At 75.1% G+C, this 24255-nt stretch carries 21 protein-coding genes; 9 read left to right on the top strand and 12 right to left on the bottom strand.

Translation table 11 applies throughout. The features are described 5' to 3' along the window. Positions 1 to 15 precede the first annotated feature (15 nt). Both SJY06_RS07455 and SJY06_RS07450 read left to right on the top strand, forming a co-directional pair. Positions 16 to 1002, top strand: a complete 987-nt coding sequence (locus SJY06_RS07455; protein WP_380166175.1) for a P1 family peptidase — start codon at positions 16 to 18, stop codon at positions 1000 to 1002. Between the two features lie 16 nt (positions 1003 to 1018). Continuing rightward, the gene (locus tag SJY06_RS07450) at positions 1019 to 2518 is read left to right on the top strand and encodes an aminopeptidase P family protein (protein WP_380166173.1); all 1500 of its coding nucleotides are present in this window, start codon (positions 1019 to 1021) and stop codon (positions 2516 to 2518) included. A gap of 9 nt (positions 2519 to 2527) precedes the next feature. Here the strand turns inward: SJY06_RS07450 and SJY06_RS07445 are convergent, their stop codons facing one another. From SJY06_RS07445 to SJY06_RS07425, 5 genes are all read right to left on the bottom strand, one after another. Next, entirely contained in the window at positions 2528 to 3064 is a 537-nt protein-coding gene (locus SJY06_RS07445) for a general stress protein (RefSeq protein WP_380166171.1), read from the bottom strand. A gap of 138 nt (positions 3065 to 3202) precedes the next feature. Next, complete coding sequence (locus tag SJY06_RS07440) at positions 3203 to 3775, bottom strand: Dps family protein (RefSeq protein WP_380166169.1); 573 nt, start codon at positions 3773 to 3775, stop codon at positions 3203 to 3205. A gap of 146 nt (positions 3776 to 3921) precedes the next feature. Continuing rightward, complete coding sequence (locus tag SJY06_RS07435) at positions 3922 to 4974, bottom strand: sensor histidine kinase (RefSeq protein WP_380166167.1); 1053 nt, start codon at positions 4972 to 4974, stop codon at positions 3922 to 3924. After that, a complete protein-coding gene (locus tag SJY06_RS07430; protein WP_380166165.1) occupies positions 4971 to 5756 on the bottom strand; it encodes a response regulator transcription factor in 786 nt (261 codons plus the stop codon). The genes SJY06_RS07435 and SJY06_RS07430 overlap by 4 nt, the downstream gene beginning before the upstream one ends. Before the next feature lie 55 nt (positions 5757 to 5811). Beyond that, complete coding sequence (locus SJY06_RS07425; protein ID WP_380166163.1) at positions 5812 to 6807, bottom strand: HpcH/HpaI aldolase/citrate lyase family protein; 996 nt, start codon at positions 6805 to 6807, stop codon at positions 5812 to 5814. 126 nt (positions 6808 to 6933) lie between these two features. Between SJY06_RS07425 and SJY06_RS07420 the strand changes: the two genes are divergently transcribed. Continuing rightward, positions 6934 to 8898 carry a DUF222 domain-containing protein gene (locus SJY06_RS07420; protein WP_380166161.1) on the top strand — a complete coding sequence of 655 codons (1965 nt, stop codon included), beginning with the start codon at positions 6934 to 6936 and terminating at the stop codon, positions 8896 to 8898. A 208-nt stretch (positions 8899 to 9106) separates the two neighbouring features. Here the strand turns inward: SJY06_RS07420 and SJY06_RS07415 are convergent, their stop codons facing one another. Together SJY06_RS07415 and SJY06_RS07410 are read right to left on the bottom strand one after the other, a co-directional pair. Next, positions 9107 to 12052 carry an immunoglobulin-like domain-containing protein gene (locus SJY06_RS07415; RefSeq protein ID WP_380166159.1) on the bottom strand — a complete coding sequence of 982 codons (2946 nt, stop codon included), beginning with the start codon at positions 12050 to 12052 and terminating at the stop codon, positions 9107 to 9109. A 358-nt stretch (positions 12053 to 12410) separates the two neighbouring features. Then, complete coding sequence (locus SJY06_RS07410) at positions 12411 to 13331, bottom strand: DMT family transporter (protein WP_380166157.1); 921 nt, start codon at positions 13329 to 13331, stop codon at positions 12411 to 12413. A 69-nt stretch (positions 13332 to 13400) separates the two neighbouring features. On the opposite strand from SJY06_RS07410, the gene SJY06_RS07405 reads away from it, so the two are divergent. From SJY06_RS07405 to SJY06_RS07390, 4 genes are all read left to right on the top strand, one after another. Beyond that, a complete protein-coding gene (locus tag SJY06_RS07405; protein ID WP_380166155.1) occupies positions 13401 to 14819 on the top strand; it encodes a magnesium transporter MgtE N-terminal domain-containing protein in 1419 nt (472 codons plus the stop codon). Further along, positions 14812 to 15420, top strand: coding sequence for a DUF1003 domain-containing protein (locus SJY06_RS07400; protein ID WP_380166153.1), 609 nt, complete (start codon positions 14812 to 14814; stop codon positions 15418 to 15420). The genes SJY06_RS07405 and SJY06_RS07400 overlap by 8 nt, the downstream gene beginning before the upstream one ends. Before the next feature lie 65 nt (positions 15421 to 15485). Then, entirely contained in the window at positions 15486 to 17435 is a 1950-nt protein-coding gene (locus tag SJY06_RS07395; protein WP_380166151.1) for an ATPase, T2SS/T4P/T4SS family, read from the top strand. Beyond that, on the top strand, positions 17432 to 18580 hold the full coding sequence (locus SJY06_RS07390) for an Mrp/NBP35 family ATP-binding protein (protein ID WP_380166149.1): 1149 nt from the start codon (positions 17432 to 17434) through the stop codon (positions 18578 to 18580). The genes SJY06_RS07395 and SJY06_RS07390 overlap by 4 nt, the downstream gene beginning before the upstream one ends. 111 nt (positions 18581 to 18691) lie before the next feature. On the opposite strand, the gene SJY06_RS07385 is transcribed toward SJY06_RS07390, so the two are convergent. Genes SJY06_RS07385 through sigE form a run of 4 tightly spaced genes read right to left on the bottom strand, consistent with a single transcriptional unit; the run spans position 18692 to position 22156 of the window. Next, positions 18692 to 19252: a twin-arginine translocase TatA/TatE family subunit gene (locus SJY06_RS07385; RefSeq protein ID WP_380166147.1), complete on the bottom strand. Its 561-nt coding sequence runs from the start codon at positions 19250 to 19252 to the stop codon at positions 18692 to 18694. A 44-nt stretch (positions 19253 to 19296) separates the two neighbouring features. Next, positions 19297 to 20994 (bottom strand): trypsin-like peptidase domain-containing protein, encoded by a 1698-nt coding sequence (locus tag SJY06_RS07380; RefSeq protein WP_380166145.1) that lies wholly within the window; start codon positions 20992 to 20994, stop codon positions 19297 to 19299. Positions 20995 to 21006: 12 nt separating this feature from the next. Next, on the bottom strand, positions 21007 to 21492 hold the full coding sequence (locus SJY06_RS07375) for a zf-HC2 domain-containing protein (RefSeq protein WP_380166143.1): 486 nt from the start codon (positions 21490 to 21492) through the stop codon (positions 21007 to 21009). 10 nt (positions 21493 to 21502) lie between these two features. Next, positions 21503 to 22156, bottom strand: coding sequence for an RNA polymerase sigma factor SigE (sigE, locus tag SJY06_RS07370; protein WP_380169683.1), 654 nt, complete (start codon positions 22154 to 22156; stop codon positions 21503 to 21505). A gap of 138 nt (positions 22157 to 22294) precedes the next feature. Here sigE and SJY06_RS07365 point away from each other — a divergent pair, with 138 nt between their 5' ends. Then, positions 22295 to 22930 (top strand): O-methyltransferase, encoded by a 636-nt coding sequence (locus SJY06_RS07365; protein ID WP_380166141.1) that lies wholly within the window; start codon positions 22295 to 22297, stop codon positions 22928 to 22930. A 96-nt stretch (positions 22931 to 23026) separates the two neighbouring features. Here SJY06_RS07365 and SJY06_RS07360 read toward each other — a convergent pair whose 3' ends face one another. After that, positions 23027 to 23194: a DUF3117 domain-containing protein gene (locus SJY06_RS07360; RefSeq protein ID WP_380166139.1), complete on the bottom strand. Its 168-nt coding sequence runs from the start codon at positions 23192 to 23194 to the stop codon at positions 23027 to 23029. Between the two features lie 195 nt (positions 23195 to 23389). On the opposite strand from SJY06_RS07360, the gene SJY06_RS07355 reads away from it, so the two are divergent. Then, positions 23390 to 24205 carry an enoyl-CoA hydratase/isomerase family protein gene (locus SJY06_RS07355; protein ID WP_380166137.1) on the top strand — a complete coding sequence of 272 codons (816 nt, stop codon included), beginning with the start codon at positions 23390 to 23392 and terminating at the stop codon, positions 24203 to 24205. Positions 24206 to 24255: the final 50 nt, after the last annotated feature.

Here is a 24255-nt window from a genome sequence, read left to right as displayed (position 1 = left end):
CGTAGCGTCGTCGCCGTGGAACCGACGCCTGCTCCCCCGCTGCGGACCTCGGCCGGCCGGCTGCCCGGGCCCGAGGGGGTGCTGCTGGGGCACGCCGACGCGACCGGGGACGGCTGGCTCACCGGGTGCACGGTCGTGCTGCCGCCCCCGGGCACGGTCGGGTCGGTGGCCGTCGCGGGCGGCGCCCCCGGCACCCGCGAGACCGACGCCCTGGCCCCGGGGACGCTGGTCGGCACCGTGGACGCCGTGGTCCTGTCGGGCGGCAGCGCCTACGGGCTGGCGACCGCGGACGGCGTGATGCGCTGGTGCGAGCGCCAAGGACGGGGGTTCGTGGTGTCACCCCCCGACGCCCCCGGGCCCCCGGTCCGGGTGCCGATCGTGCCGGCGGCGGTCGTGTTCGACCTGGGCCGCGGCGGTGACCCGGCGGCCCGTCCGGACGCCCGGTTCGGCGAGGCCGCGTGCGAGGCGACGACCGGGCTCGCGGCGGGCGGTCCGGCACAGGGCGCGCTGGAGGGCCGGGTGGGCGCGGGGACCGGCTGCCGGGTCGGCGGCGGCACCGCCCCCGGCGGCGTGGGGGTGGTCGGCGGTCCCGTCCCCGGCAGCCCGCACCTGATCGGCGCCGTCGTGGTCGCGAACGCCGCGGGGGCGCCGACCGGGGCGGCGGTCCCGACCGGAGGCGGCGACGGCCCGGACGACGATGGTGGCCCGGACGGCGGCGGCACCGGTCCCGCGGGCTCCGGCGCGGGGTTGCTCAACACGACCTTGGTCGTGGTCGTCACCGACGCCGTGCTCGACGTGGCCACCGCCCACCGGCTGGCGCAGGCCGCGCACGCCGGCCTGGCCCGGGCCGTGGACCCCAGCCACACCGTGGTCGACGGCGACGTGGTGCTGGCCCTGGCCACCGGGGCGGGCGAACCGCTGCGGGACCCCCGGGACCAGGTGGCGCTGGAGGCGGCTGCGGCCCGGGCCGTCACCCAGGCGTTCGCCCGCGCCGTCGCCTGATGGGACCATGTCGGACATGACCGACGGCGACACCACCGAGCAGGGGGCGGCCGAGACCGGCGCCCGCAGCCAGCGACCCAGCAGCAAGGCGTTCCGCGACTTCGTCGCCTCGGGCTGGGCCGAGCGCCCCGGCACGCTGCCGGCCACCGCCGCCGGGGCCCGTCACGCCGTGGCGCGCCGGGAGCGGCTGTCCGCCCGGTTCCCCGCCGACCGGCTGGTCGTGCCGGCGGGCGGTCTGCAGGTCCGCAGCAACGACACCGACCACCGGTACCGCCCCCACACGGCCTTCGCGTACCTCACCGGGCTGGGCGGCGACACCGAGCCGGACTGCGTCCTGGTGCTCGAGCCGGTCGAGGGCGGCCACGAGGCCGTGCTGTTCTTCCGGCCGCGGGCCGGGCGCGACACCGAGGAGTTCTACGCCGACGCCCGCTACGGCGAGCTGTGGGTGGGCACCCGGCAGTCCCTGGCGGAGGTGTCGGCCGAGACCGGCCTGCCCGCCCGGCACCTGGACGAGCTGGGCGACGCCCTGGTCAAGGACCTGGGCGCCACCACCGTGCGCGTCGTGCGCGACGCCGACCCGCGCACCACCGCCCACCTGGACCGGGCCCGGTCGGCCGACGGCCTGGACCTCGACGTGGCCACGGCCTCCGACGACGCGCTGGCCGACGCCGTGTCCGCGCTGCGCTGCGTCAAGGACGCCTGGGAGGTCGAGCAGCTGCGCGAGGCCGTCGAGTCGACCGCGCGCGGGTTCGCCGACGTCGTCGCCGCGCTGCCCCGGGCGGCCGAGCACGCGCGCGGCGAGCGGGTCATCGAGAGCGTCTTCGCGGCGCGGGCGCGCGAGGAGGGCAACGGCGTCGGCTACGAGGTCATCGCCGCGGCGGGAGACCACGCCTGCACGCTGCACTGGATCCGCAACGACGGCCGCGTGCCCGCCGACGCCCTGGTCCTCGTCGACGCCGGGGTCGAGGTCGACTCGCTGTACACGGCCGACGTCACCCGCACCCTGCCGGTGTCGGGACGCTTCTCCCCGGCCCAGCGGCAGGTCTACACCGCGGTGCTGGACGCGGCCGACGCCGCGTTCGCCGCCACCCGACCGGGGGCGACGATCCGCGAGGTGCACGAGGCCGCGATGGCCGTCATCGCCGACCGGCTGGCCGCCTGGGGCCTGCTGCCCGTCAGCCCGGAGGAGTCCCTGGACACCGCCACCGGCGGGCAGCACCGGCGCTGGATGGTGCACGGCACGAGCCACCACCTGGGCCTGGACGTGCACGACTGCGCCCGGCTGGCGCGCGAGACCTACCAGGGCCAGGCGCTGGAGCCCGGCATGGTGTTCACCATCGAGCCGGGCCTGTACTTCCGCGCCGACGACCTGCTGGTGCCCGAGGAGCTGCGCGGGATCGGCGTCCGGATCGAGGACGACGTGCTGGTCACCGCGGACGGGGCGGAGAACCTGTCCGCGATGCTGCCGCGCGAGCCGGACGCCGTGCAGGAGTGGATGGCCGGGCTCAGGGCCTGACCCACCGCCTCAGGGGACGGGGGGCCCGCCGAAGCCCGCGGGCGCGTCGTCGACGCCGGAGTTGGGCAGCTTGCGCAGGGTGTTGCGGGCCTGGTTGGCCACCTCCGCGACCGCCACCACCTGGTACTGCGAGGCGACGATCTGGCTGGCCGAGGTGAAGTCGCGGCGCCCGCCGGTGAAGCTGAACGAGATGACGCCGAACAGCATGCCGAACCCGGCGCCGATCAGGACCGCGGCCAGGAACAGGTCGAGGCCGCCGGTGCCGAACAGCGTCAGCAGCAGCCCGACGAACAGGCCGAAGTACGCCCCGCTGGCGGCGCCGGCCGCGGCGACCCGCGGGTAGGTGAGCCGGCCGGTGACCCGCTCCACCATCCGCAGGTCGGTGCCGATGATGGCCACCTTCTGCACGGGGAACTTCTCGTCCGACAGGTAGTCCACAGCCCGCTGCGCCTGCTCGTACGTCGCGTAGCTGGCGATGAGCTCGCCGTGGAACGGCGTGGGGAGCCGGGGCACACCACGTCCGCTGCTGGTTCCGCTGAAGGCCATGACCCTCATCCTCCCACCGCTGCGGGCCCGCCTGTCGCCGTCGGGCCCGGCCACCCGCCCCGACGTCGCGGGCCGGGCACCGCGGCTGCGGTACCCGGCCCGTCAACGGCTCGCGGGGTGCGGCTGGTTCCCCCGGGCTCAGCGCTCGGCGGCGGCCGCCGCGTCCGCGGCACCCTGCTCGGACGTCTCGCCGGCCGTGGCCAGCTGCCCGCTGGAGCTCTCCAGGTGGGCGCGGACGAACCAGTGGAACAGCTCGAGCTTGGCCGCCTGGCCGATCAGCATGTCCTCGCTCACCGGGTCGACCTCGCCGGCCTTCTCGATGGCCTCGCGCTGGTCGGCGATGACGCCCTGGTAGACGACGTCGAGCGCCCCGAGGTGCTCGGTGGTCACGGCCCGGCCCAGCGAGTAGTCCTCCCAGGACCGCTGCGACACCATGGCGCCGATGGTCCCGACCGGGGACCCGCCGAGGGTGGCGATGCGCTCGGCGATCTCGTCGGTCATCGCCCGGACGTCCTCGACCTGGGGGTCGAGCATCTCGTGCACGGCGATGAAGTGCGGTCCCACGACGTTCCAGTGCACGTGCTTGAGCGTCAGGTGCAGGTCGGTGAGGGCGGTGAGGCGCTCCTGCAGGACGGCGGTGAGGCCGGCGGCCTGCGCCTCGTCCATGCCGGGGACGGTGTAGCCACCACGGCGGGGGGTGTTGGTAGGCACGAAGGCTCCGATCTGTCGTGTTCCTTGTGGTCCTTGTGGTCCCGGCCGACCGGTCGTCCGGCGGCACGAGACCCCGGCGCACGTGTCGTGCACCGGGGTGGAGGACCCCGAGGCGGCCTCGGGAGGCCGGGCGACGGGTGTCGCTCTCACTCTGACCCGGTACCCCTCGCACCGCCACCGCAAACGGGCAGGCGCACCTCGAACCGGCAGCCCGTACCCGTGCCGGACACCTCGACCTGGCCGCCCGCGCCCTGCACCAGCTCGCGCACGATGGCCAGGCCGAGACCGGCGCCCGAGCTGCCCGGCGTGCGGGCCCGCTCCCCGCGCCAGCCCGCCTCGAAGACCCGCGGCAGGTCCTCCTCGGGGATGCCGCCGCAGGTGTCGTCCACCTGCAGCACGGCCTGCCCGCCGTCCCCTGGAGCCGACTGCGGGGCGGGAAGCCGGACCACGACCCGGTCCCCGGCCTGGACCGCGTTCAGCACCAGGTTGGACAGGATCCGGTGCAGGGCCTCGGGGTCGACGTGGGCCACGGCCCGGCCGTCGGTGAGGTCCTCGACGTGCAGCCGGACCTCTCGTGACGCGGCGACGGCGGACAGCGTGCCCGTCACCTGCTCGACCACCTCCAGCAGCCGCACCGGCCGCGGCTGCTGCCGGGCCGGGCCGCCCTGGAGGCGGGCCAGCTCGAACAGGTCGTCCACCATGACCGCCGTCCGGTCGACCTCCGCCCGGATCCGGCGCAGGTAGTCGTCGTGGTCCTCCACCATTCCGTCCTCGAGGGCCTCGGCCATCGCGCGGATGCCGGCCAGCGGGGTGCGCAGGTCGTGGGTGAGGGCCGCGACGAGCTGCCGTCGGACCTGCTCGGAGCGCTCGTCGGCCTCCCGTGCGCTGCGCTGCCGGGCCACGTCCTGCTCCAGGCGGTGCACGCGCCGGGCGAGCAGCGCCGCCACCACCAGACCGACGAGCGCGCCGCCCGCGCAGGCCGCCAGCACCAGCCAGGTCTGCTCACCGGTCAGGTACATGGCCTGCGTGGAGACCAGGACGGAGGCCAGCACCGCGGCGATGGCCGCCGCCGGGGGCACGAGGACGGCCAGCCGGAGCGAGCCGGACCGGCGCGCGAGCAGCCACCCGACCGTCCCCACGACGGCCCCTCCGGCGGCGCCGGCCGCGAAGGCCAGCGGCAGGGCGGCGGCCGGGGTCACGCGGCGCCGCCGGGCGCCGGGGCGGGCGACGGGGCGGGCGACGGCGCGGCCGAGGCGGTCCCACCGGACACCCGACCGTCCCAGCGGTAACCGATCCCCCACACCGTGGCCAGCAGCTCCGGCCGGGCCGGGTCGGCCTCGATCTTGTGCCGCAGCCGACGCACGTGCACCGTGACCGTCGAGTGGTCGCCGAAGTCCCACCCCCACACCTGCGACAGCAGGTCGTCGCGGCTGAACGCGCGGCCCGGGTGGCGCAGCAGGTGCAGCAGCAGGTCGAGCTCGCGCAGCGTCAACGACACCGGGGCCCCGTCCCGGGTCACGGTGCGGGCCACCGGGTCCACGACCAGCGTCCCGCTCCTCAGCCGGGCCTCCTGACCGTCGGCGGGCTCGTCCGTCGGCCGGGCGCCGGCGGCCCGGCGACGCAGCACCGAGGCCACCCGAAGCACCAGCTCGCGGTTGCTGAACGGCTTGGTCACGTAGTCGTCCGCCCCCACCTCCAGCCCCAGCACGCGGTCCACCTCGGCCCCCAGCGCGGTCAGCATGATGACCGGGACGTCGGACACCTGGCGGAGCCGGCGGCAGACCTCGATGCCGTCCAGTCCCGGCAGCATGACGTCGAGCACGACCAGGTCCGCCGGCCGTCCCGGGGGGTCGGGAGCCGCCAGCACCAGGGCCGAGGGGCCGTCGTGGGCCACGGAGACCTCGTGACCGGCGCGCAGCAGGTAGCGCGACACCACCTCGGCGACCGTTCGGTCGTCGTCGACGACCAGCAGCCGAGCCATGCCTCAGGGTAGGACCCGGGCGGCCCGACGCAGCGGTCGCGGGACTGGATCCTCCTTACGGACCGGTGACGTCGTCGGGCGGGGTCCAGGCTCGTGCCCGCTGCAGCCCGGCCGCGCGGCCGGCGGCCACGACCCGGCGGGCCATGGCGGCGCTGGCGGCGTCGACCATCTCGTCGCCCAGCATCGCCGCCCCCCGGCCACCACCGTCCGGGGAGGCGAACCAGGCCAGGGCGTCCAGGACGTCCTCGGCCCGTTCGTATGCGGCCTGCGACGGGCTGAACACCTCGTTGCAGACGTCGACCTGGTCCGGGTGCAGCACCCACTTGCCGTCGTAGCCCAGGGCCGCGCTGCGCCGGGCGTGGCGGCGGAAACCCTCGACGTCCCTCACCTGCAGGTAGGGACCGTCGACGGCGTGGACCCCGTGGGCCCGGGCCGCCACGAGGATGCTGAGCAGCGTGTGGTGGTGCGCGTCGCCCGGGGCGTAGCCATCGGGCTGCTCGCCGACGTCCAGGGAACGCATGCCCAGGTCGGCCATCAGGTCGGCCGGGCCGAGCACCAGCGACTCCACGCGGGGGCTGGCCGCCGCCAGCGCCGGGGCGTGCAGCAGGCCCGAGGCGTCCTCCACCTGGACCTCGAGCCCGATGCGTCCCTCGGGCAGGCCGGCGACCCGCTCCAGCTGGCCCAGGACCAGGTCGAGCGCCCGGACGTGCGAGGGGTCGGAGGCCTTGGGCAGCACCAGGGCGTCGACCCGGTCGCCGGCCCCCTGCACGACGGCGGACACGTCGGCCAGGGTGTGGGCGCTGGCCCAGCCGTTGACGCGCACGGTGACGGTCGGTGCGTGCCAGCCGCCCTCGCGCAGGGCCGCGACGACGTGGTCCCGGGCCGTCGCCTTCGCCCCCTCCGCCACCGCGTCCTCCAGGTCGAGGAACAGAACGTCGACGGGCAGGCCGCGGGACTTGTCGATCATGCGCGTGCTCGAGCCGGGGACGGCGAGCACGGAGCGGCGGGCGCGCGGGGGCCGTCGGTCGTGCGGCGGGGCCGGGACGGTCATGACGGCCACGCTACCGAGGCGGGCGGGTCGGGCGGCCGGGTGAGCGGGCGGACGGGGCCGCGTGCGGGGCCGGGCCGGCGGAGGCCTGTCCAGGGTTGTGTCCGGGGTGGTGCCTAGCGTCTCGGTATGTCGTCGAACGAGGTGCCGGTCCCTGACGCGGGCGGTGATGCGGGTGGGGACCTGGCCGTGGCCGCGGTGGCAGCGATGTCCTCCACGGGGTTCGTGCGGGCGGCGGCTGACGCCATGGAGCTGCAGGCGGTGGCGACCTTGACCGAGGTCCGTCGGCGGCAGGCCCTGGCGGCAGCGGTGGCGGCGGCGCGAGAGGCCGACGTGGCCCGGGGGCTGGTGCCGGGCACCACGCGGGTGCGGGGGGTGGATCTGGAGGGGGTGGACCGGTTCACGGCGCAGGAGGTGTCGCTGGCGTTGACGGTGTCGCCGGTGCTGGCGCGGGAGCGGGTGGAGCTGGCGGTGGAGCTGGTCCTGAGGCGGCCGGTGACTTTCGAGGCGCTGCAGCGCGGTGAGATCGACCTGGTGCGGGCGCGGCGGATCTGCGACGCGGTCCGCGGGCTGTCACGGACGCCGTCCGGCGAGACCAGCGAGACCAGCGAGACCAGCGAGACCGGCGAGACCAGCGAGACCGGCGAGACCGGTGAGACCGGTGAGACCGGCGAGAGGGAGCAGACGGGCGAGATCGGCGAGGCGGGTGCTGACGCGAGCGATGAGGACCGTCTCGCGGCAGCGGTGGAGGCCGAGGTGCTGTACCCGGGCAGCGTGGCCGGGTTGGCGGATCGGCGTCCGGCGCGGGCGGCGGGTGCGCTGACGCCGGCGCAGCTGACGGCGCGGTTGACGCGGCTGGTGCTGCGGGCGGACCCGCAGGGGGCGGTGGAGCGGACCGCGGAGGCGGACACACGTCGGGGCTGCAGCTACCGGTCGCTGCCGGACGGGATGGCGCTGCTGTCGATCACCGGTCGCGCGGAGCTGCTCGGCGCCGCGTTCACCCGGCTCGACGGGACCGCCCGCGAGCTCCTGCGAGCGGACCGCACCGACGTCGGGACCGCCACGGCCACCTACGCGGCACCCGCGTCCGGTCACGACGCGGCGCGGACGTTGGACCAGACCCGGGTCGACGTGTTCCTCGCGACCCTGCTCGGTGACTCCCACGACCTGACCCGGGCCCACAACGTCCGCATCGACCTGGCCCTCGTCGCCACCGCCGGCACCGTCCTGGCCGGCGGCGACGAACCCGGTGACCTCGACGGCTACGGCCCCGTCCCCGCCCCCCTGACCCGTGCCCTGGCCGCCGACGCCCGCTGGCGCCGCTGGAACAGCGACCCGACCACCGGCCACCTCACGCACACCAGCCAGAGCAGCTGCGGCTGCACCCACACCACCAACAGCCCTGCCAGCCCTGGCGGCGCTGGCGGCCCGCACGGACCCGGCGGAGCCGAGACCGGACCTGGCACCCCAGGACCCGAGGCGTCCCCCGCAACCGAACCCGCGTCCGCACCCGGCACCGCGTCCTCGCCCGGCTCCCGATCAGCGCCGGCACCCGCACCCGGCTCCGCGTCCTCGCCCGGCTCCGCGTCCTCGCCCGGCTGCGGGTCAGCGCCTTCACCCGCGCCCGGCTCAGCGCCCGCATCCGGCGCCGGGCCCGGCACCCCCTGCGGCTGCGGGCTGGCCGACACCCGTCACCGCACCTACCGCCCCAGCACCGCCGTCGCCGCCCTCATCCGCGCCCGCGACCAGACCTGCCGCTTCCCCACCTGCCGCCGCCGCGCCGCCGCCTGCGACCTCGACCACGTCACCCCCTTCCCCCACGGCCCCACCTGCCACACCACCATGGCCACCGAGTGCCGCCTGCACCACACCTGCAAGCACCAAGCCGGCTACACCCTCACCATCACCCCCGACGGCACCACCACCTGGACCACCCCCACCGGCCACCAGCACGTCACCCACCCACCCAGCTGGGGACGACCACCACCTCGCACCGACATGCATCCCGATGACGCCGACGAACCCGACGACGTCGCTGCCGGACCGACCGACGTTCGGTGCGACCCGGTGGACGACGCCGCACCGCCGTTCTGAACGGCAGGTGAGGCGCGGACGAGCACGGCCGACCGGTAACCACCGGTCGGCCGTGCAGAGCAGTCGCGGCCCCGGGCCGGACGCGGCTGGCGCCATCCCTCGGGCCGGGCAAGGCCGCACCATGGCCTGGCCGGGCGCGGGCGCACCACCCTCGAGCCGGGCGCGGCCGCACCATCCCCCGAGGCGGGTGCGGCCGGCCCGGCCGACGTCAGCCCACGCACCTCGTCTCGGGGTGGTCGACCTGGATGGTGGACGTGACGGCCTCACCCGACACCGTCGCCGTCAGCTCGACCGTGCTGCTGCCCGCGGGCACGACGGTCGCGCCGGTCCGGAACGGGTGCAGCCCGTACCCGCCGGCCGCCACGGCCGGCATCGTCACGGAGCCGAACGGGGTGGTGACCACGGCGTCGACGCGGACGTCGTCGTCGTTGGCCACGCGCACCGTGAACACGGAGCCCCGGCCGCCCAGGCACCGCACCTGGGTGGTGACGGTCGCGTCCAGCGCGGGCAGCACGTCCAGGTCCGCACGGTCCGAGGACGGCTCAAGGATGCCGAAGCCCAGGAACTCCGCCGTCACCGTCCGCTCGCCCGCGGGCAGGTCGTCGGGCAGCTGCGCCGTGGCCACGCCGTCGCCGTCCAGGTAGACCGTCTCGGTCCACGCCCCCGCGCTGAACCGCACCTGGCCACCGGTCTCGAAGGTGTCCGCCGCCTCGACCACCGCCGTGACCGTGACGCCTTCACCCTCCTCCGCCGTGCCGGGGACCTCGAGCTCGGTGGTCGTGGCCACGTCGGAGTTCGGGATCCCGCGCACGTCGTTCCACTCCCGCACCGTGATCGGGATGACCGTGCCGTGACGCGGACGCGGCACGCCGGCGTTGGTCATGGTGATCGTCTTCGGGTCCCAGGTCACGGCCTCGATGTCCTCGCTGCACGCGGCCTGGTAGCCCCCGCCGTTCGTGTACCGGTCGCCCCACAGGTAGAACTGGTCCGGGCAGGCGGTGTCACCGGGGTTGGCCTCGAAGACCACCGGACCCTCGTAGCCCGCGTCCGGCTGCCACGTCGTGCGGCCCAGCGCCGGCGCCACCAGCTCCCAGGCGTCGATGTCGCTCTCCAGGAAGTCCTCGTTCTTCTCCGAGAACAGGTCCGAGCCCGCGTTGCCGGCCTCGTTCTTGGTGAACCGGTAGTACTGGTCGCCGACCTTGATCCCGGTGGTGTCGATGCGCGACAGCGGGGCCGGGTCCTGCCAGACCTTCGCCTCGGTGAAGGTCTGGAAGTCGCGGGTGGTGCTGATCCACATCTGCGCGTTGCCCTGCCCGGTGCGGTTGACCGGGTCGTCCCACAGCGACTGGGCCCAGAACACCGCGTAGGCGCCGATCTCGTCCACCCACAGCGACTCCGGCGCGAACGCGTTCCCGGCGTCGTCGGGTGCGACCTTCACGTGGCGCTGCGGGGTCCAGTTGACGAGGTCGTTGGACTCGAAGACCTCGATGTACTGGGTGTCGTTGATGTTGTAGCCGCCCTGGTCGTACCAGTTCAGGTCGGTGGCGATCATGTAGTAGGTGTCACCGTCGGGGGACCGCACGATGTGGGGGTCGCGCAGCCCCTGGTCGCCCTGCTGCGAGATCAGCGAGGGCTGCCCGCCGGTCAGACCGGTCCAGTCGAGGGCGGTGTTGCCGTTGGACGTGGCGAACATGATCTGCTCGCCGTCGGCCAGGTTCTCGCCCTTGAAGTAGCCGAGGAAGTACCGCTCGTACTCCTCCACGCGCGGCATCGAGCGGATCGTGACCTCGAACTCCTTGGTCTGCGACTCCGCCCCTCGCGTCAGCGTGGCCGTCAGCGTGGCCTCGACGTCGGCCCGGCCGTAGGCGGGTCGGGTCACCTCACCGGTCTCCGACACCAGGTCGGTCGTCGACTCCCAGGTGATGGTCGACCCGGAGTCGCCCTGCGCCGGCAGGTCGATGTTGCCGCGCACGTCGTCGGTCGAGTACAGCTCCAGCTCGCTGGTGTCGCGGACGACGGCCTCCGCGTCGTCGAACTCGGCCGCCACCGTGACGACGATCTCGCGCACGACGACCTCGTCGACGCCCTTGCGGACCGTCGCGGTCAGCGTGGCCGTCGCGTCCGGCTCCCCCTGGGCGGGTCGGGTGATCCGACCCGTCACCGGGACCTTGGGCGCCGTGGCGGGCGGGGTGTAGACGTCGACGACCGACGGGTCGGAGCTGGTCCAGGTGATCGCGGACCCGGCCACCGAGCCGACCTCGGGCAGGACGATGTCGCGGACGATCTCGTCCACCGTGCCCAGGTCGATCGCCGCGGCGTCGTCGCGGGCGCCCTCGACCACGGTCTCCTCGGCCAGCGCGAGCACCTCCTCGGTGCTCACCGCCCGGTCGTAGACCCGGAAGTCGGCCAGCGTGCCGCGGAAGGAGTAGTCGGCCGGGTTCTGCGACCGCGCGAGGTAGTTGCAGCTCGTGCCGGCCGCGTTCACCGAGGGCGGGGTGGTCAGGTCGGTCGCCTGCGCGTACTGCACCCCGTCGACGAACACCGTGCCGGTCCAGGTGGTGCCGCCGGCGTTACGAGCCTGCGTGTACGTGACGTGCTTCCACGCCCCTTCGGTCAGGCGCCCGCCGTTCTGCATCAGGCTGCGGTTGCCGACCACGACGCGGAACCGCGAGCCCGGCCGCGGCGCGGTGTTCGAGGCCCACAGCGCGCCCTGGCCGCCGGCGTTCACGTCGCAGGAGCCCGACTTGCTGCCGAAGCCGAAGATCTGGTGGTTGCCGACGTTGGCCGGGTCGACCCAGACGTCGTAGTCGACCGTCACCTCCGTCATCCCCGCGGTGATGTCGTCCGGCAGGTCCACGTACGCGCCCTCGAGCGCGGTCTCGTACGACTCGGGGTTGAACCGCACGCCGTCACCGGTCAGCTCGGCCTTGTCGGCGTTGACCAGCGTGGCCTCCTCGCCGGAGCTGCCGGTGTTGGCCAGCGTGGTCCCGCTGGTCTCGTCCAGCGGGAACCGGTGGACCAGCCCGCCGACGACGCCGTCCTCGGGCGCGGCCCCGGGCTGCGTCGACGACACCGGGGCGGCCCGACCGGCGGCGGCGGACGCCGTCACGGCGGCCCCGCCCGCGCACACGGCCAGGGCCGTCAGGGCTCCCACCACCCTGATCCCGGTCGGCCTCGACCTGCGGACGGTTCTGCTCATGCTCTGCCCTTCGTCATGCCGTCCCCGGGGCAGACGGACGGGCCACCCGGCTCCGTCGCCCGGCGCGCCCGCACGGCCGCCGACCGACCCGCCGACGCCGTCCACCTCGACGACGCCGCGAGCCCACGAGGACTGCCCGGGCCTGCATTGTTATCGCTAACACACAGGTGGGTCAACCATCCGCACGCCCGGACTGACAGCGAGGATGACCCGGTGCAGGGCCACCGGATGACCCGGTGCAGGGCCCCGCATGACCCGGCGCAGGACCCCGCGTGCCCCGGCGCAGGGCCCCGCAAAGGACCCGGTCGACCAGCTACGCCGGCGACTCCGCCGGTTGTCGGCGCGCCCGCACGACCACCGCCAGCCCCACGAGCACGAGCACGGCCCCCGGCACCACGAGCAGCGGGGGCAGCTCCCCCAGCCACAGCCAGGCGATCAGGGACGCCGTCGGGGTCTCCAGCAGGATGGCCAGCGTCACCGTCGTGGCCCCCGCCCGCAGGATGGCCAGGTTGAGCAGCGCGTGACCGACGATCTGCGAGGCCACCGCGATCACGGCGACCTCCACCCACGTCACGGTGTCGAAGCCGAGCAGCGGCACCCCCAGGGTCAGGCAGACCACCAGCGTCAACGAGGCGCAGACGCTGTTGGCCACGGCCGAGTACGACGAGGTCGACATCTCCCGCCGGGCGGTCTCCGCGGTCAGCGAGTAGCCGGCCGCGGCCGCGCCACCGGCCAGGGCCATGGCGTCGCCCAGCAGGGCGGTCGGCGACACCGTGGCGTCCACCCCGGTCACGAGCAGCACCCCGCCGAAGGCGACGAGCACACCCACCAGGACCGCACGGGACACCGGCCGGCCCCGCAGCCGCTGGATCAGCACCACCCACAACGGGGTGGTCGTCACCAGGGCCGTCGACGCGGTCACGCTGGTCAGGCGCAGCGACGGGATCCACAGCATGAAGTGCAGCGCGAGGAACGCCCCCGACCAGAGCGCGGCCGTCACGGTCCGGCGGGACAGCGGCCCCACCGTGCGCCGGCGACGACGCAGCCCCCGCACCCCGGCCGGCAGGTAGAAGGCCGCCCCGGCCGCGGTCCGCCAGAACGCCACCGCCAGCGCCGGCGCCGCCGTCGCGCCGGCCACCGGGGCCGCGACGGACACCCCGACGACACCGACGGCGATGACGGCCAGGTCGACCCCGGTCAGCCGGTGGGGCACGGGGTCCGGCGGCAGGCTCACGAGGGGGAACTGTGCCCCACCCGGCCGGGACGACGCCGCCCGCCCCGACCTGCGGGATACTCGGCCACCGTGAGCACATCCCCGACGCGCGTCTTCGCCGCCCGGCTCGCCGGGCTGGCGGTCTTCGACCCGTCGGGCGACCAGGTCGGTCGGGTCCGCGACGTCGTCGTCGTCCTCGGCGCGACCCGGGCGCGGGCCGTGGGCCTGGTCGTCGAGGTGCCCGGCCGACGACGCGTGTTCCTGCCGCTGACCCGCGTGACGTCGATGGAGGCCACGCAGGTCATCACCACGGGCCTGGTCAACATGCGTCGCTTCGAGCAGCGCGCCGCCGAGACCCTGGTGCTGGCCGAGCTGCTGGACCGCCAGCTCGACCTGACCGACGGCAGCGGCGCGGTGTCCATCGAGGACGTCGGCTTCGAGCAGTCGCGCGGGCACGACTGGGTGGTCACCCGGTTGTTCGTCCGCCGGGTCCGGCCCAACCGCGGGGGCAGTCGGCTGCGCCGCCGGGGCGAGAGCTTCCTCGTCGAGCTGGACGAGGTCAGCAGCCTCGTCACCCAGGGCACGGGCCCGCAGGGCGCGGCCAGCCTGCTGGCGGCCTTCGACGAGCTCAAGGCCGCCGACCTGGCCGAGGTGCTGCACGCCATGGCCCCCAAGCGGCGTCGTGAGGTGGCCGCGGCCCTGGACGACGAGAAGCTCGCCGACGTGTTGGAGGAGCTGCCCGAGGACGACCAGATCGAGATCGTCACCGGGCTGAAGTCCGAGCGGGCCGCCGACGTCCTGGAGGCGATGGAGCCCGACGACGCCGCGGACCTGCTGTCGGACCTCGACGAGGAGACCGCGGCCAAGCTGCTGGCGATCATGGAGCCGGAGGAGGCTGCGCAGGTCCGCCGCCTGCTGGCTTACGACGAGGACACCGCCGGCGGCATCATGACCAGCGAGCCGGTCGTCCTGCCGCCCGAGGCGACGGTCGCCGAGGCCCTGGCCATGGTGCGCCGCGCCGAGCTGGCCCCGGCCATGGCCGCCGCGGTGTTCGTCTGCCGCCCCCCGCTGGAGGCCCCGACCGGTCGGTTCCTCGGCGTCGTCCACGTCCAGCGGCTGCTGCGCGAGCCGCCGCAGTCGCAGCTGGGCAACGCCGTCGACCGCGCCCTGGAGCCGCTGCCCACCGACGCCAAGCTGCTGTCGATCAGCCGGCACCTGGCCACGTACAACCTGGTGTCCGCGCCGGTCGTGGACGCCTCCGGCCGCCTGGTGGGCGTGGTGACCGTCGACGACGTCCTCGACCACCTGCTGCCCGACGACTGGCGCGAGCAGGAGGACCCGGCCGAGGTGGTCCGCTCCTTCGCGCGGCGCCGGGCGGCCGCGCTGGCCTCCACCACGGCCGAGGGCCTGGTCGGGCGCCGCCGACCCGAGGACCGCCCCGACGGCGCGGGCCGGGCCGGTGGTGCGGGCCGGAGCGACGGCGGGACGGGGGGTCGGTCCGGTGGCTGAGGAGGACGGCGCCGGCCGGCGCAGCCGGCACAGCCGGGGCGGTCGCGACGGCCGCCGTACCCCCGCGGGCCTGGACACCCCCCAGCCGCGCACGGGACGCCGGCTGCGGCTGCGCCCGCAGGTGGACCCCGAGAGCTTCGGCCGCGGCGCGGAGCGGTTCGCCCGGTTCATGGGCACGGCCCGGTTCCTCGTCTACATGACGGCGTTCGTCACGGTCTGGCTGCTGTGGAACACCCTGGCGCCGCAGGACTCGCAGTTCGACCCGCGAGCCCTCAACTACACGCTGCTGACCCTGATCCTGTCCCTGCAGGCCTCGTACGCGGCGCCGCTGATCCTGCTCGCGCAGAACCGCCAGGACGACCGCGACCGGGTGCAGGGCGCGCAGGACCGGGCCGAGAGCGCCCGGGCGCTGGCCGACACCGAGTTCCTCACCCGCGAGGTCGCGGCGCTGAAGATCGCGTTGCGTGACGTGGCCACCCGCGACTTCCTGCGCTCGGAGATCCGGTCCCTGCTGGAGGAGCTGGACGAGCGCCGGGACGAGGACCGACGCGAGGACGACCGCCCGCCGGTGGCCCGGGAGGACCCCCGGGACCGCTACTGACCGGGCCGCACGCCTGCCCGGAACCCGGTGTCAAGACCGTCCCCCGTTCTGCCGATCACCCCCCGGTGACCCTCATCGAGACGCCTGACGGCACCGTGCCCCGACGAGGCAACGGCGAGAACGGACGGCGCCGGCTCGGCGACCTGCTGGTGGACGCCGGCGTCATCGCGGCCGAGCAGCTGCAGCAGGCGCTGGCGGCGCAGCAGGCGCTGGGGCCCCGCAAGCGGCTGGGCCAGACCCTGATCAACCTGGGGTTCGTCGACGAGCGCGACATCGCCGTCACCCTCGCCGAGCAGCTGGGCATGGACACCATCGACCTGTCGACGCTGGCCATCGACCCGGCGGTCGTGCGGCGCCTGCCGCAGCAGCTGAGCGAGCGCAGCGGCAGCGTCGTCGTGCAGCAGCTGAGCGACGGCCGCTACGTCGTGGCGATGTCCGACCCCACCAACGTGCTGGCCCTGGACGACGTCCGGCTGACGCTGGGCACCGAGGTGCTGCCCATCATCGCCATCGAGTCGCAGATCCGGGATCAGCTGCGCCGCGCCTGGGGGCTGTCCTCCGGCGGCGTCGGCCTGACCGAGATGGTCTCCGGCATCGGCGAGGACGTGACCGAGGACCTCGACTCCTCCGGCGTCGACGACGCGCCCACCGTCCAGCTGGTCAACAAGATCTTCCACGAGGCCGTGCAGCTGAACGCCAGCGACATCCACGTGGAGACCCAGCGCGACAGCCTGCGGGTCCGCTTCCGCATCGACGGCATCCTGCGCGACGTCATGACCGCGCCGCGCAAGGCGGCCGGCGCGGTGCTCAGCCGGATCAAGATCGTCAGCGGCCTGGACATCGCCGAACGCCGCGTGCCCCAGGACGGCCGCACCCAGATCGTGGTCAACGGCGCCCGGATCGACACCCGGGTCTCGACCCTGCCCAGCCTGCACGGCGAGAAGGCCGTCATCCGGATCCTCACCAAGGGCGACGACGTGCCCAGCCTGGCCGTGCTGGGCTTCGAGCCGGACCAGCTCGCCACGTTCCGCCGCGCCCTGGCCACCCCGCAGGGCCTGGTGCTGATCACGGGGCCGACGGGCTCGGGCAAGACCAACACGCTGTACGCGGGCATCGCGGAGGTGCTCGACCCCGAGAAGAACATCGTCACCCTGGAGGACCCGGTCGAGGTCCAGCTGCCCGGCATCACGCAGGTGCAGGTGAACAACAAGGCCGGCATGACGTTCCAGGCCGGGCTGCGCTCGGTGCTGCGGCAGGACCCCGACATCGTCCTGGTCGGCGAGGTGCGCGACGGCGAGACCGCCGAGCTCGCCCTCAAGGCCGCCCTGACCGGGCACCTGGTGCTCACCACGCTGCACACCAACTCCGCGGCCGCCGCGCTGACCCGGCTCATCGACATGGGCTCCGACCCGTTCCTCGTCGCCAGCTCGCTGACCCTGGCCGTGGCCCAGCGGCTGGTCCGCCGACCCTGCGCGCAGTGCGGCGAGCCGTACGTCCCGGCGGCCGACGTGCTGGCCCTGCTGGGCCTGCGCACCGAGGACATCCTCGAGGCGACCCCGCGCCGCGGCCTGGGCTGCCAGGACTGCGGCGGGACCGGGTACCAGGGCCGCACCGCGGTCTACGAGGTGCTGTCGGTCGACGCCGAGATGCGCCGCATCCTGGTCCGGGACCCCTCCGAGGACGCCGTGCTCGCCCAGGCCAAGGCGGCCGGCATGCAGACGCTGCGCGCCTCGGCCCTGGCCAAGGCCATGGACGGACGCACCACGTTCGAGGAGGTCCTGCGCGTCACGACCAGCGACCACACCGGCGGCAGCGCCTGCGCGGTGTGCGAGCGGCCCGTGGAGCGCGGCATGGTCGCCTGCCCCTGGTGCTCCGCCGACCTGGAGGCGGCCCGGTGCCGCGGCTGCGACAAGGACCTCGACCCGGCCTGGGCGCTGTGCCCGTGGTGCCGCACCCCGCACGGGCACGGCCCGGCGACCGAGCACGCCCACCCGGCTCCTACCCTGGGGGGGTGAGCACCTCCCTGACGGCCCCCCCGAGCCCCGACGCGGTCCGCACCGCGCTGGGCTCGGTCGACGACCCCGAGATCCGCCGCCCGATCACCGAGCTGGGCATGGTCAAGGACGTCGAGGTGGGACCCGACGGGGTGGTCCACGTCGCGCTGTACCTGACGGTCGCAGGCTGCCCGATGAAGGACACCCTGACCAGCTCGGTCACCGCCGCCGTCGGCGCCCTGGACGGCGTCAGCGAGGTCACGGTCGAGCTGGACGTGATGAGCCCGGAGCAGCGCGAGGAGCTGCGCACCATGCTGCGCGGCGGCACCCCCGAGAAGGAGGTCCCGTTCTCGCGGGCCGGGTCCCGGACCCGGGTCTTCGCCGTGGCCTCCGGCAAGGGCGGGGTCGGCAAGAGCAGCGTCACGGTCAACCTGGCCGTGGCCATGCAGCAGCAGGGCCTGTCCGTCGGCGTCCTGGACGCCGACGTGCACGGCTTCTCGGTGCCGCGGATGCTCGGTGTGGACCGCCCGCCCACCCGCGTGGACGAGATGATCCTGCCCCCCATCGCCCACGACGTGAAGGTCATCTCGATCGGCATGTTCGTGCCCGGCAACCAGGCCGTGGTGTGGCGCGGGCCCATGCTGCACCGCGCGCTGCAGCAGTTCCTCGTCGACGTGTTCTGGGGCGAGCTCGACGTGCTGCTGCTCGACCTGCCGCCCGGCACCGGCGACATCGCCATCAGCGTGGCCCAGCTGCTGCCCGGCTCGGAGCTGCTGGTGGTGACCACGCCGCAGCAGGCGGCGGCCGAGGTGGCCGAACGGGCCGGGTCGATCGCGGCGCAGACCCGCCAGCACGTGGCCGGGGTCATCGAGAACATGTCGTGGCTGGAGCTGCCCGACGGCTCCCGGATGGAGGTGTTCGGCAGCGGCGGCGGGCGCACCGTCTCGGAGTCGCTGTCCCGCTCCCTCGGCACGGACGTGCCCCTGCTGGGCCAGGTGCCGCTCGACGTGGCCGTCCGCGAGGGCGGTGACGCCGGTCGCCCCGTCGTGCTGGCCGACCCGGACTCCCCCGCCGCCACCGCGTTGCGGGGCATCGCCCGGGGCCTGTCCCGGCGGCGCCAGAGCCTCGTCGGCCGACCGCTCGGGCTCAGCCCCGTCCCGGGCTGACCCAGGACGCAGCCCGCGCCGCGGCGTCAGGTAGCTGCGGCGTCAGGTAGCTGCGGCGTCAGGTCGCTGCGGCGTCGGGTCGGGGACGCCGGCCGGGCCGGGCCCGCGACGTCAGGTCGCGTCGTCGTCCACGCCCGCACGGCGGGCCGCCTCGGCCCAGCTGGACGGGGCGGGGCTCGGCGGGCGCGGGGTGGTGGCGCCGGGACCCCGCGCGTCGTCCCGGGCCGCGGAGCCCGGTCCGGCCGTCACGGCGCGGTTGGCCTGCGGCCTGGCCGCCGCCCCCGGGCGGGGGGTCACGGAGCCGGTCGGGGTGGCCCGGGCCGCCTCGGCCCGCTTGGCCGCCGACGCCGCCGCGCCCGGCTTGCTGCCGGTCTGGCCCGCCCCGGCCGTGCGGCGGGGCTGACCCTCGTCGTCCTCGAAGGCGTCGCTGAGGGCGTTCTGCACGATCCGGCGCGGGTGGTACTGCCGCGGGTCGTAGCGCCGCCAGTCGACCCCGTCGAGGTCGACCCCCATCTCGTCCTTCATCTGGGCCGACGCGCCCGTGGCGAAGTCGCGGCCCCGCCGGATCAGGCGTGCGGCACCACGGGCCAGCTCCGGGAGCCGGTCCGGCCCCAGCAGGAGCGCAGCCAGCAGCGCCAGCACGATGAACTCGCCACCGTTGATGTCCAGCACTGAGCACCTCCTGCAGGGGTCGGACCGAGACTAGCCGGGACCGATCATCCCTGGTCGCCGGCCTCCAGCACCAGGTTCACGTCGAACACCTCGTCACCGCGACGCACGGTGAGCGTGACCTCGTCGCCGGGCTCGCGGGCGCGGATGGCCACGACCAGCTCGTCCGACTCCGTCATGGGCCGCCCCTCGAAGGCCAGGATGACGTCCCCGGCCTGCAGCCCGGCCGCGTCGGCGGGCCCGCCCGGGGTGACGGGCGGCGCGTCGGTGGCGTCCTCGTCGGTGACGATGCGGACGCCCTCGCCGGTGTAGGAGCGATCCAGCAGGACCCCGACCACGGGGAACGTGGCGACGCCGTCGGTGACCAGCTGGCCCGCGGTGCGTTCGGCCTGGTTGCTGGGGATCGAGAAGCCGAGGCCGATGCTGCCGCCGGTCTGCCCGCCGGGGGCCTGGGCGATCGCGGAGTTCACGCCCACGACCTCGCCGCGCATGTTGACCAGCGGTCCGCCGGAGTTGCCGGGGTTGATGGCCGCGTCGGTCTGGATGGCGTTGATGAACGCCTGCTGCTGGGCGTCACCGGCGGACACGGGCCGGTTGAGCGCGCTGACGATGCCCGTGGTGACGGTGGCGTCGAGCCCGAGCGGGGCCCCCACGGCCACGACCTGCTCCCCCACGACCACCCGGTCGGAGTCGCCGAAGGGCAGCTCGACCAGGCCGCCGGTCTCTGCCGGGTCGATCCGCAGCACCGCGATGTCGTAGGACGCGTCGGTGCCCACCACCTCCGCGGGCGCCTGGGCGCCGTCCGACAGCTCCACGACGATGTCGCCCGCCGGCTCGGTACCACCGGCCGCGATGACGTGGTTGTTGGTGACGATCAGACCCTCGTCGTCGATCACGAACCCCGAACCGGTGCCGTTGCCCTGGCCGGTGCTGACGCTGATGGACACCACGCTGGGCAGGACCTGGGCGGCGATCTGGGCCACCGACCCGGTCTCGCCCTGCGGCAGCGCCGGGGCGACCGCGTCGGCGTCGTCGTCGGCGGCCGAGGCGCTGCCGTCGCCGTTGCCGGGCCGCGCCGAGGAGCCCGCACCCACCAGGTCGGTGCGGTCGGTCAGCACGGACCCCAGCACCCCGCCCAGCAGGCCCGCCAGCAGGGACAGCGCCACGACGAGCGCCACGAAGCCCGCCCCGCCGCGGCGACCGCGTCGGGCCCGCCCGAGCGTGTCCACCTGGGTCTGCGCCGGCGGCTGGTGGGTCCAGGCCGGCTGCTCGCCCCAGCCCCCGGCCCCCGACCCGGTCTGCGGGGCCTGCGCCCACGGCTGGGCCGCGACCGGCGGCAGCGGCTGCGGCTGCGGCCGGTCGAACGACTGGGTCTGGTCGAAGGACTGGGTCTGGTCGAACGACTGGGTCTGGTCGAACGACTGGGTCTGGTCGAACGACTGGGTCCGGTCGAACGACTGCGGCCGGCCGAACGACTGCGGCCGGTCGAACGACTGGGTCCGGTCCAGCGGCTGGGTCTGGTCGAACGACTGCGGCCGGTCCGACGACCGGGTCGGGTCGTACGCCTGGGGTCGGTCCACGGGCTGGGTGTCGTGGCTGCCGGACGACCAGGGCGAGCGCACGGCACCGGTGGGCGCGGGCGGCCCGTAGCGCGGCGGCTCGGACACCCAGGGCGACGGCGCCGCGGCGGTGTCGTCCGCCGGGCCCTCCGGGCGCGCGGGCTGGTCGGGCTCGTTGTCAGTCATCGGGACCTCTCGTCAGGGACGGTCGCCATTGTCGACGTCCCCGACGGTGGTTGCACCGCGGGGGTCGGCCGGCGGCCACGACAGCAGCCGCGGCAGGACGGTGGAGAAGGACGCCCGGGCACCGCCACCGGACGTGGGGGTCATGGCGCCCGTGACGACCGCCCCGACCCCGGCCGCGCCCAGCACCAGCAGGACGGCGGTCAGCACGGCCGCCGCTCCCACCAGCGGGCGGGCCGGGCGGACCGGGGGGTCGGCCGGGTCCGGGACGGGCCCGGGCGCCGGGCGGCCGATGGCCAGCAGCCGCTCCTGCAGCTCGGGAGGGGGCGGCGGCACCGGCGAGTCCGCCAGCAGCCGACGCAGGGCTCGCAGCCGCTCCGCCTCCACCGCGCAGCGGGTGCACGCCGACAGGTGCCGCCCGACGACCCCGCGGCGCCACGCCGGCAGCCGGCCGTCGACGTAGGCGCTCAGCGACGCCCCGGGATGGGGCGGTCCGGGCACGGCGCTGCCCTCAGGCGACGCCACCGGAGAGCAGCGACGTCATGGCCGCACCTCGCCGGGGGCGGCGGTGCTCGAGCGAGCGCCGCAGCTGGGCCCGGCCACGGTGGATCCGGGAGCGCACGGTCCCCAGCTTGATGCCGAGCGTGGTGGCGATCTCCTCGTAGGTCAGGCCCTCGATGTCGCTCAGCACGACCGCGGCCCGGAAGTCCGGCGACAGGGCGTCCAACGCCGCCTGCACGTCGTCGGTCAGGTGGCGGAACTCGAACTCACGCTCGGGGCCGGGCTCCCGGCCGGGCAGCCGCTCGGCGGCGTCCTCGGCCAGGGCGTCGGTGCGCTGCCGCTGCTTGCGGCGCACCGTGTCCAGGAACAGGTTCGTCGTGATCCGGTGCAGCCAGCCCTCGAACGTCCCCGGCCGGTAGGAGTCGAGCGAGCGGAACACCCGCACGAACACCTCCTGGGTGATGTCCTCCGCGTCGTAGGGGTTGCCGGTCAGCCGGTAGGCCAGGCGGTACACCCGTGCGGAGTGGTCGCGGACGACCTCCTCCCAGGTGGGCTTCACCCAGACGGCCCCCTCGGCGTCGGTGAGCACCGTGGCGTCACCGGCCGTCCGGGTCGCCGGAAGGACCACCGAACCTGCTGTCGCGCTGCCACCACTGGTGTCCATCACGCCACCTCCTGACCGCATGCTGCCCGCACAACCTGTGGACAACCTGGGAGCGCCGGGACGACCCCGGGCATTCCCGGCCCCGCGGCGGCTCGTGGCGGCACCGCGACGGGGCCCGGCGTCACTACTGTGAGCCGCATGAGCGCGTCGAAGGCAGGCAGCTGGACCTGGACCGAGAACTGGGTCGAGGAGTCGGCCGCGGTGATGGACGCGCGGGCCCGGGCGGCCGAGCTCGGCGTCACGGCGGTCTCGCCCGGCACGGGCGCCCTGCTGGCCGTGCTCGCCGCGTCCCTGCCGGGGCGCGTGGTGGTCGACGTGGGCACGGGCGCCGGCGTCGCCGCCCTCCGCATGCTCGAGGCCATGCCCGCCGACGGCGTGCTGACCAGCATCGACACGGAGGTCGAGCACCAGAACGCCGCCCGGGCCGCGCTGGGCGCCGCCGGGGTGCGCGGCAACCGCGCCCGGATCATCCACGGTGACGCCGTGGACGTGCTGCCCCGGCTGGCCGACGGCGGCTACGACCTGGTGCACGTGGACGTCGATGACGCCCGGGTCAGCGCCCTGGTGCTGGCCGAGGCGCTGCGCCTGCTGCGCCGCGGCGGCGTGCTCGTGGTGTCCGACGCGCTGGCCAAGGACCGGGTGCCCGACCCCGCCCAGCGCGACCAGCGCACCACGGCCTCGCGCGAGCTGCTCAAGGCCGTCGCCGAGGACGAGTCGCTGGTCCGGACCGTGGTCCCGGTCGGCGACGGGGTGCTGCTCGCCGTCAAGCGCTGAGACGGGACCGGCCTGCAGGGCTCTCGCCCGGCAGGCCGGTCGTGCGTGGACCTCGCGGTCCGGTCGTGCGTGGACCTCGCGGTCCGGTCGTGCGAGTCAGCTGACGACGGCCTTGAGGGCGTCGCCCAGCTCCCCGGCCTCGGCGGGGGTCATCTCGACCACGAGTCGTCCGCCACCCTCGAGCGGCACCCGCATGACGATCCCGCGGCCCTCCTTCGTGACCTCCAGAGGACCATCCCCCGTGCGGGGCTTCATCGCGGCCATCATCCACTCCTTCGGTGTCGTGGCCGAACGGCCACCTCGCAGCCGACCACGGGGTGCGGACGGCGGTGATGGGTCCATTATCCCCCTCGCGCGACCTCACGTGGGGCCATCACGTGCGCGTCCACCACCTCGGCTAGCGTCTCGGGCGACGACGGGGTCCAGCCGGGACGCCGTCAGGAGCAGCGGGAGCACGCCGTGAGCGAGCAGGACAGCCCCACGGACCAGCCGCCGGTCCGGGTCGAGACCGCCGGCGCGGTGGCCACGGTCGTCCTCGACCGCCCCGCGGCGATGAACTCCATGACGACGGCGACCAAGGTGGCCCTGCTGGCCGCCCTCGAGCAGGTGGCCGCCGACGACACCGTCCGCTGCGTCGTGCTGACCGGCACGGGACGGGCGTTCTCGGTGGGCCAGGACCTGCGCGAGCACGCCGAGGTGCTCGGCTCCGGCGACCTGAGCTCGCTGTGGGCGACCGTGCCGACGCACTACAACCCCATCAGCACGCTGCTGGCGACCATGCCCAAGCCCGTGGTGGCCGCGGTCAACGGCGTGGCCGCGGGGGCGGGCGCGTCGTTCGCCATGGCCGCCGACCTGCGCCTGCTCGGGGCCTCGGCGGGGTTCAACCTGGCCTTCACCGGGATCGGTCTGTCGGCGGACTCCGGGGCCACCTGGTACCTGCCGCGGCTGGTGGGCGGCGGGCGGGCCATGGACCTGCTGCTGCGCCCGCGCACCGTGCGGGCCGAGGAGGCGCTGGCCATCGGCCTGGTCAGCGAGGTGGTGCCCGACGAGCAGCTGGCCGACCGGGCCGCCGAGGTCGCCGCCGCGCTGGCCGCCGGTCCGACCCTGGCCTACGCGGCCGTCCGGCGGGCCGTGGCGTACTCGGCCAGCCACGACCTGCCCGCCTCGCTCGCGCACGAGTCGGAGCAGATGACGGCCACCGGGTCCACCCGGGACCACGCCGAGGCGGTGCGGTCGTTCCTGGCCAAGCAGAAGCCGGAGTTCCACGCCCGCTGAGCCCTGGCTGCTGGTCGGGCTGCTGGTCGGGCTGCTGGTCGGGCTGCGCG

The sequence above is a fragment of the Jannaschia sp. R86511 genome, assembly GCF_042466345.1.
Lineage (GTDB): Bacteria > Actinomycetota > Actinomycetes > Actinomycetales > JBBAYJ01 > Aquipuribacter.
Note: the sequence above shows the minus strand (reverse complement) of the source record. Positions and strands in the feature narration are given on the sequence as shown.

Excerpts from the sequence above, each read along its gene's own strand:
- SJY06_RS07450 (WP_380166173.1), top strand. The coding sequence starts at position 1,019 with ATGACCGACGGCGACACCACCGAGCAGGGGGCGGCCGAGACCGGCGCC.
- SJY06_RS07445 (WP_380166171.1), bottom strand. The coding sequence starts at position 3,064 with ATGGCCTTCAGCGGAACCAGCAGCGGACGTGGTGTGCCCCGGCTCCCC.
- SJY06_RS07430 (WP_380166165.1), bottom strand. The coding sequence starts at position 5,756 with ATGGCTCGGCTGCTGGTCGTCGACGACGACCGAACGGTCGCCGAGGTG.
- SJY06_RS07425 (WP_380166163.1), bottom strand. The coding sequence starts at position 6,807 with ATGACCGTCCCGGCCCCGCCGCACGACCGACGGCCCCCGCGCGCCCGC.
- SJY06_RS07420 (WP_380166161.1), top strand. The coding sequence starts at position 6,934 with ATGTCGTCGAACGAGGTGCCGGTCCCTGACGCGGGCGGTGATGCGGGT.
- SJY06_RS07380 (WP_380166145.1), bottom strand. The coding sequence starts at position 20,994 with ATGACTGACAACGAGCCCGACCAGCCCGCGCGCCCGGAGGGCCCGGCG.
- sigE (WP_380169683.1), bottom strand. The coding sequence starts at position 22,156 with ATGGACACCAGTGGTGGCAGCGCGACAGCAGGTTCGGTGGTCCTTCCG.
- SJY06_RS07365 (WP_380166141.1), top strand. The coding sequence starts at position 22,295 with ATGAGCGCGTCGAAGGCAGGCAGCTGGACCTGGACCGAGAACTGGGTC.
- SJY06_RS07360 (WP_380166139.1), bottom strand. The coding sequence starts at position 23,194 with ATGGCCGCGATGAAGCCCCGCACGGGGGATGGTCCTCTGGAGGTCACG.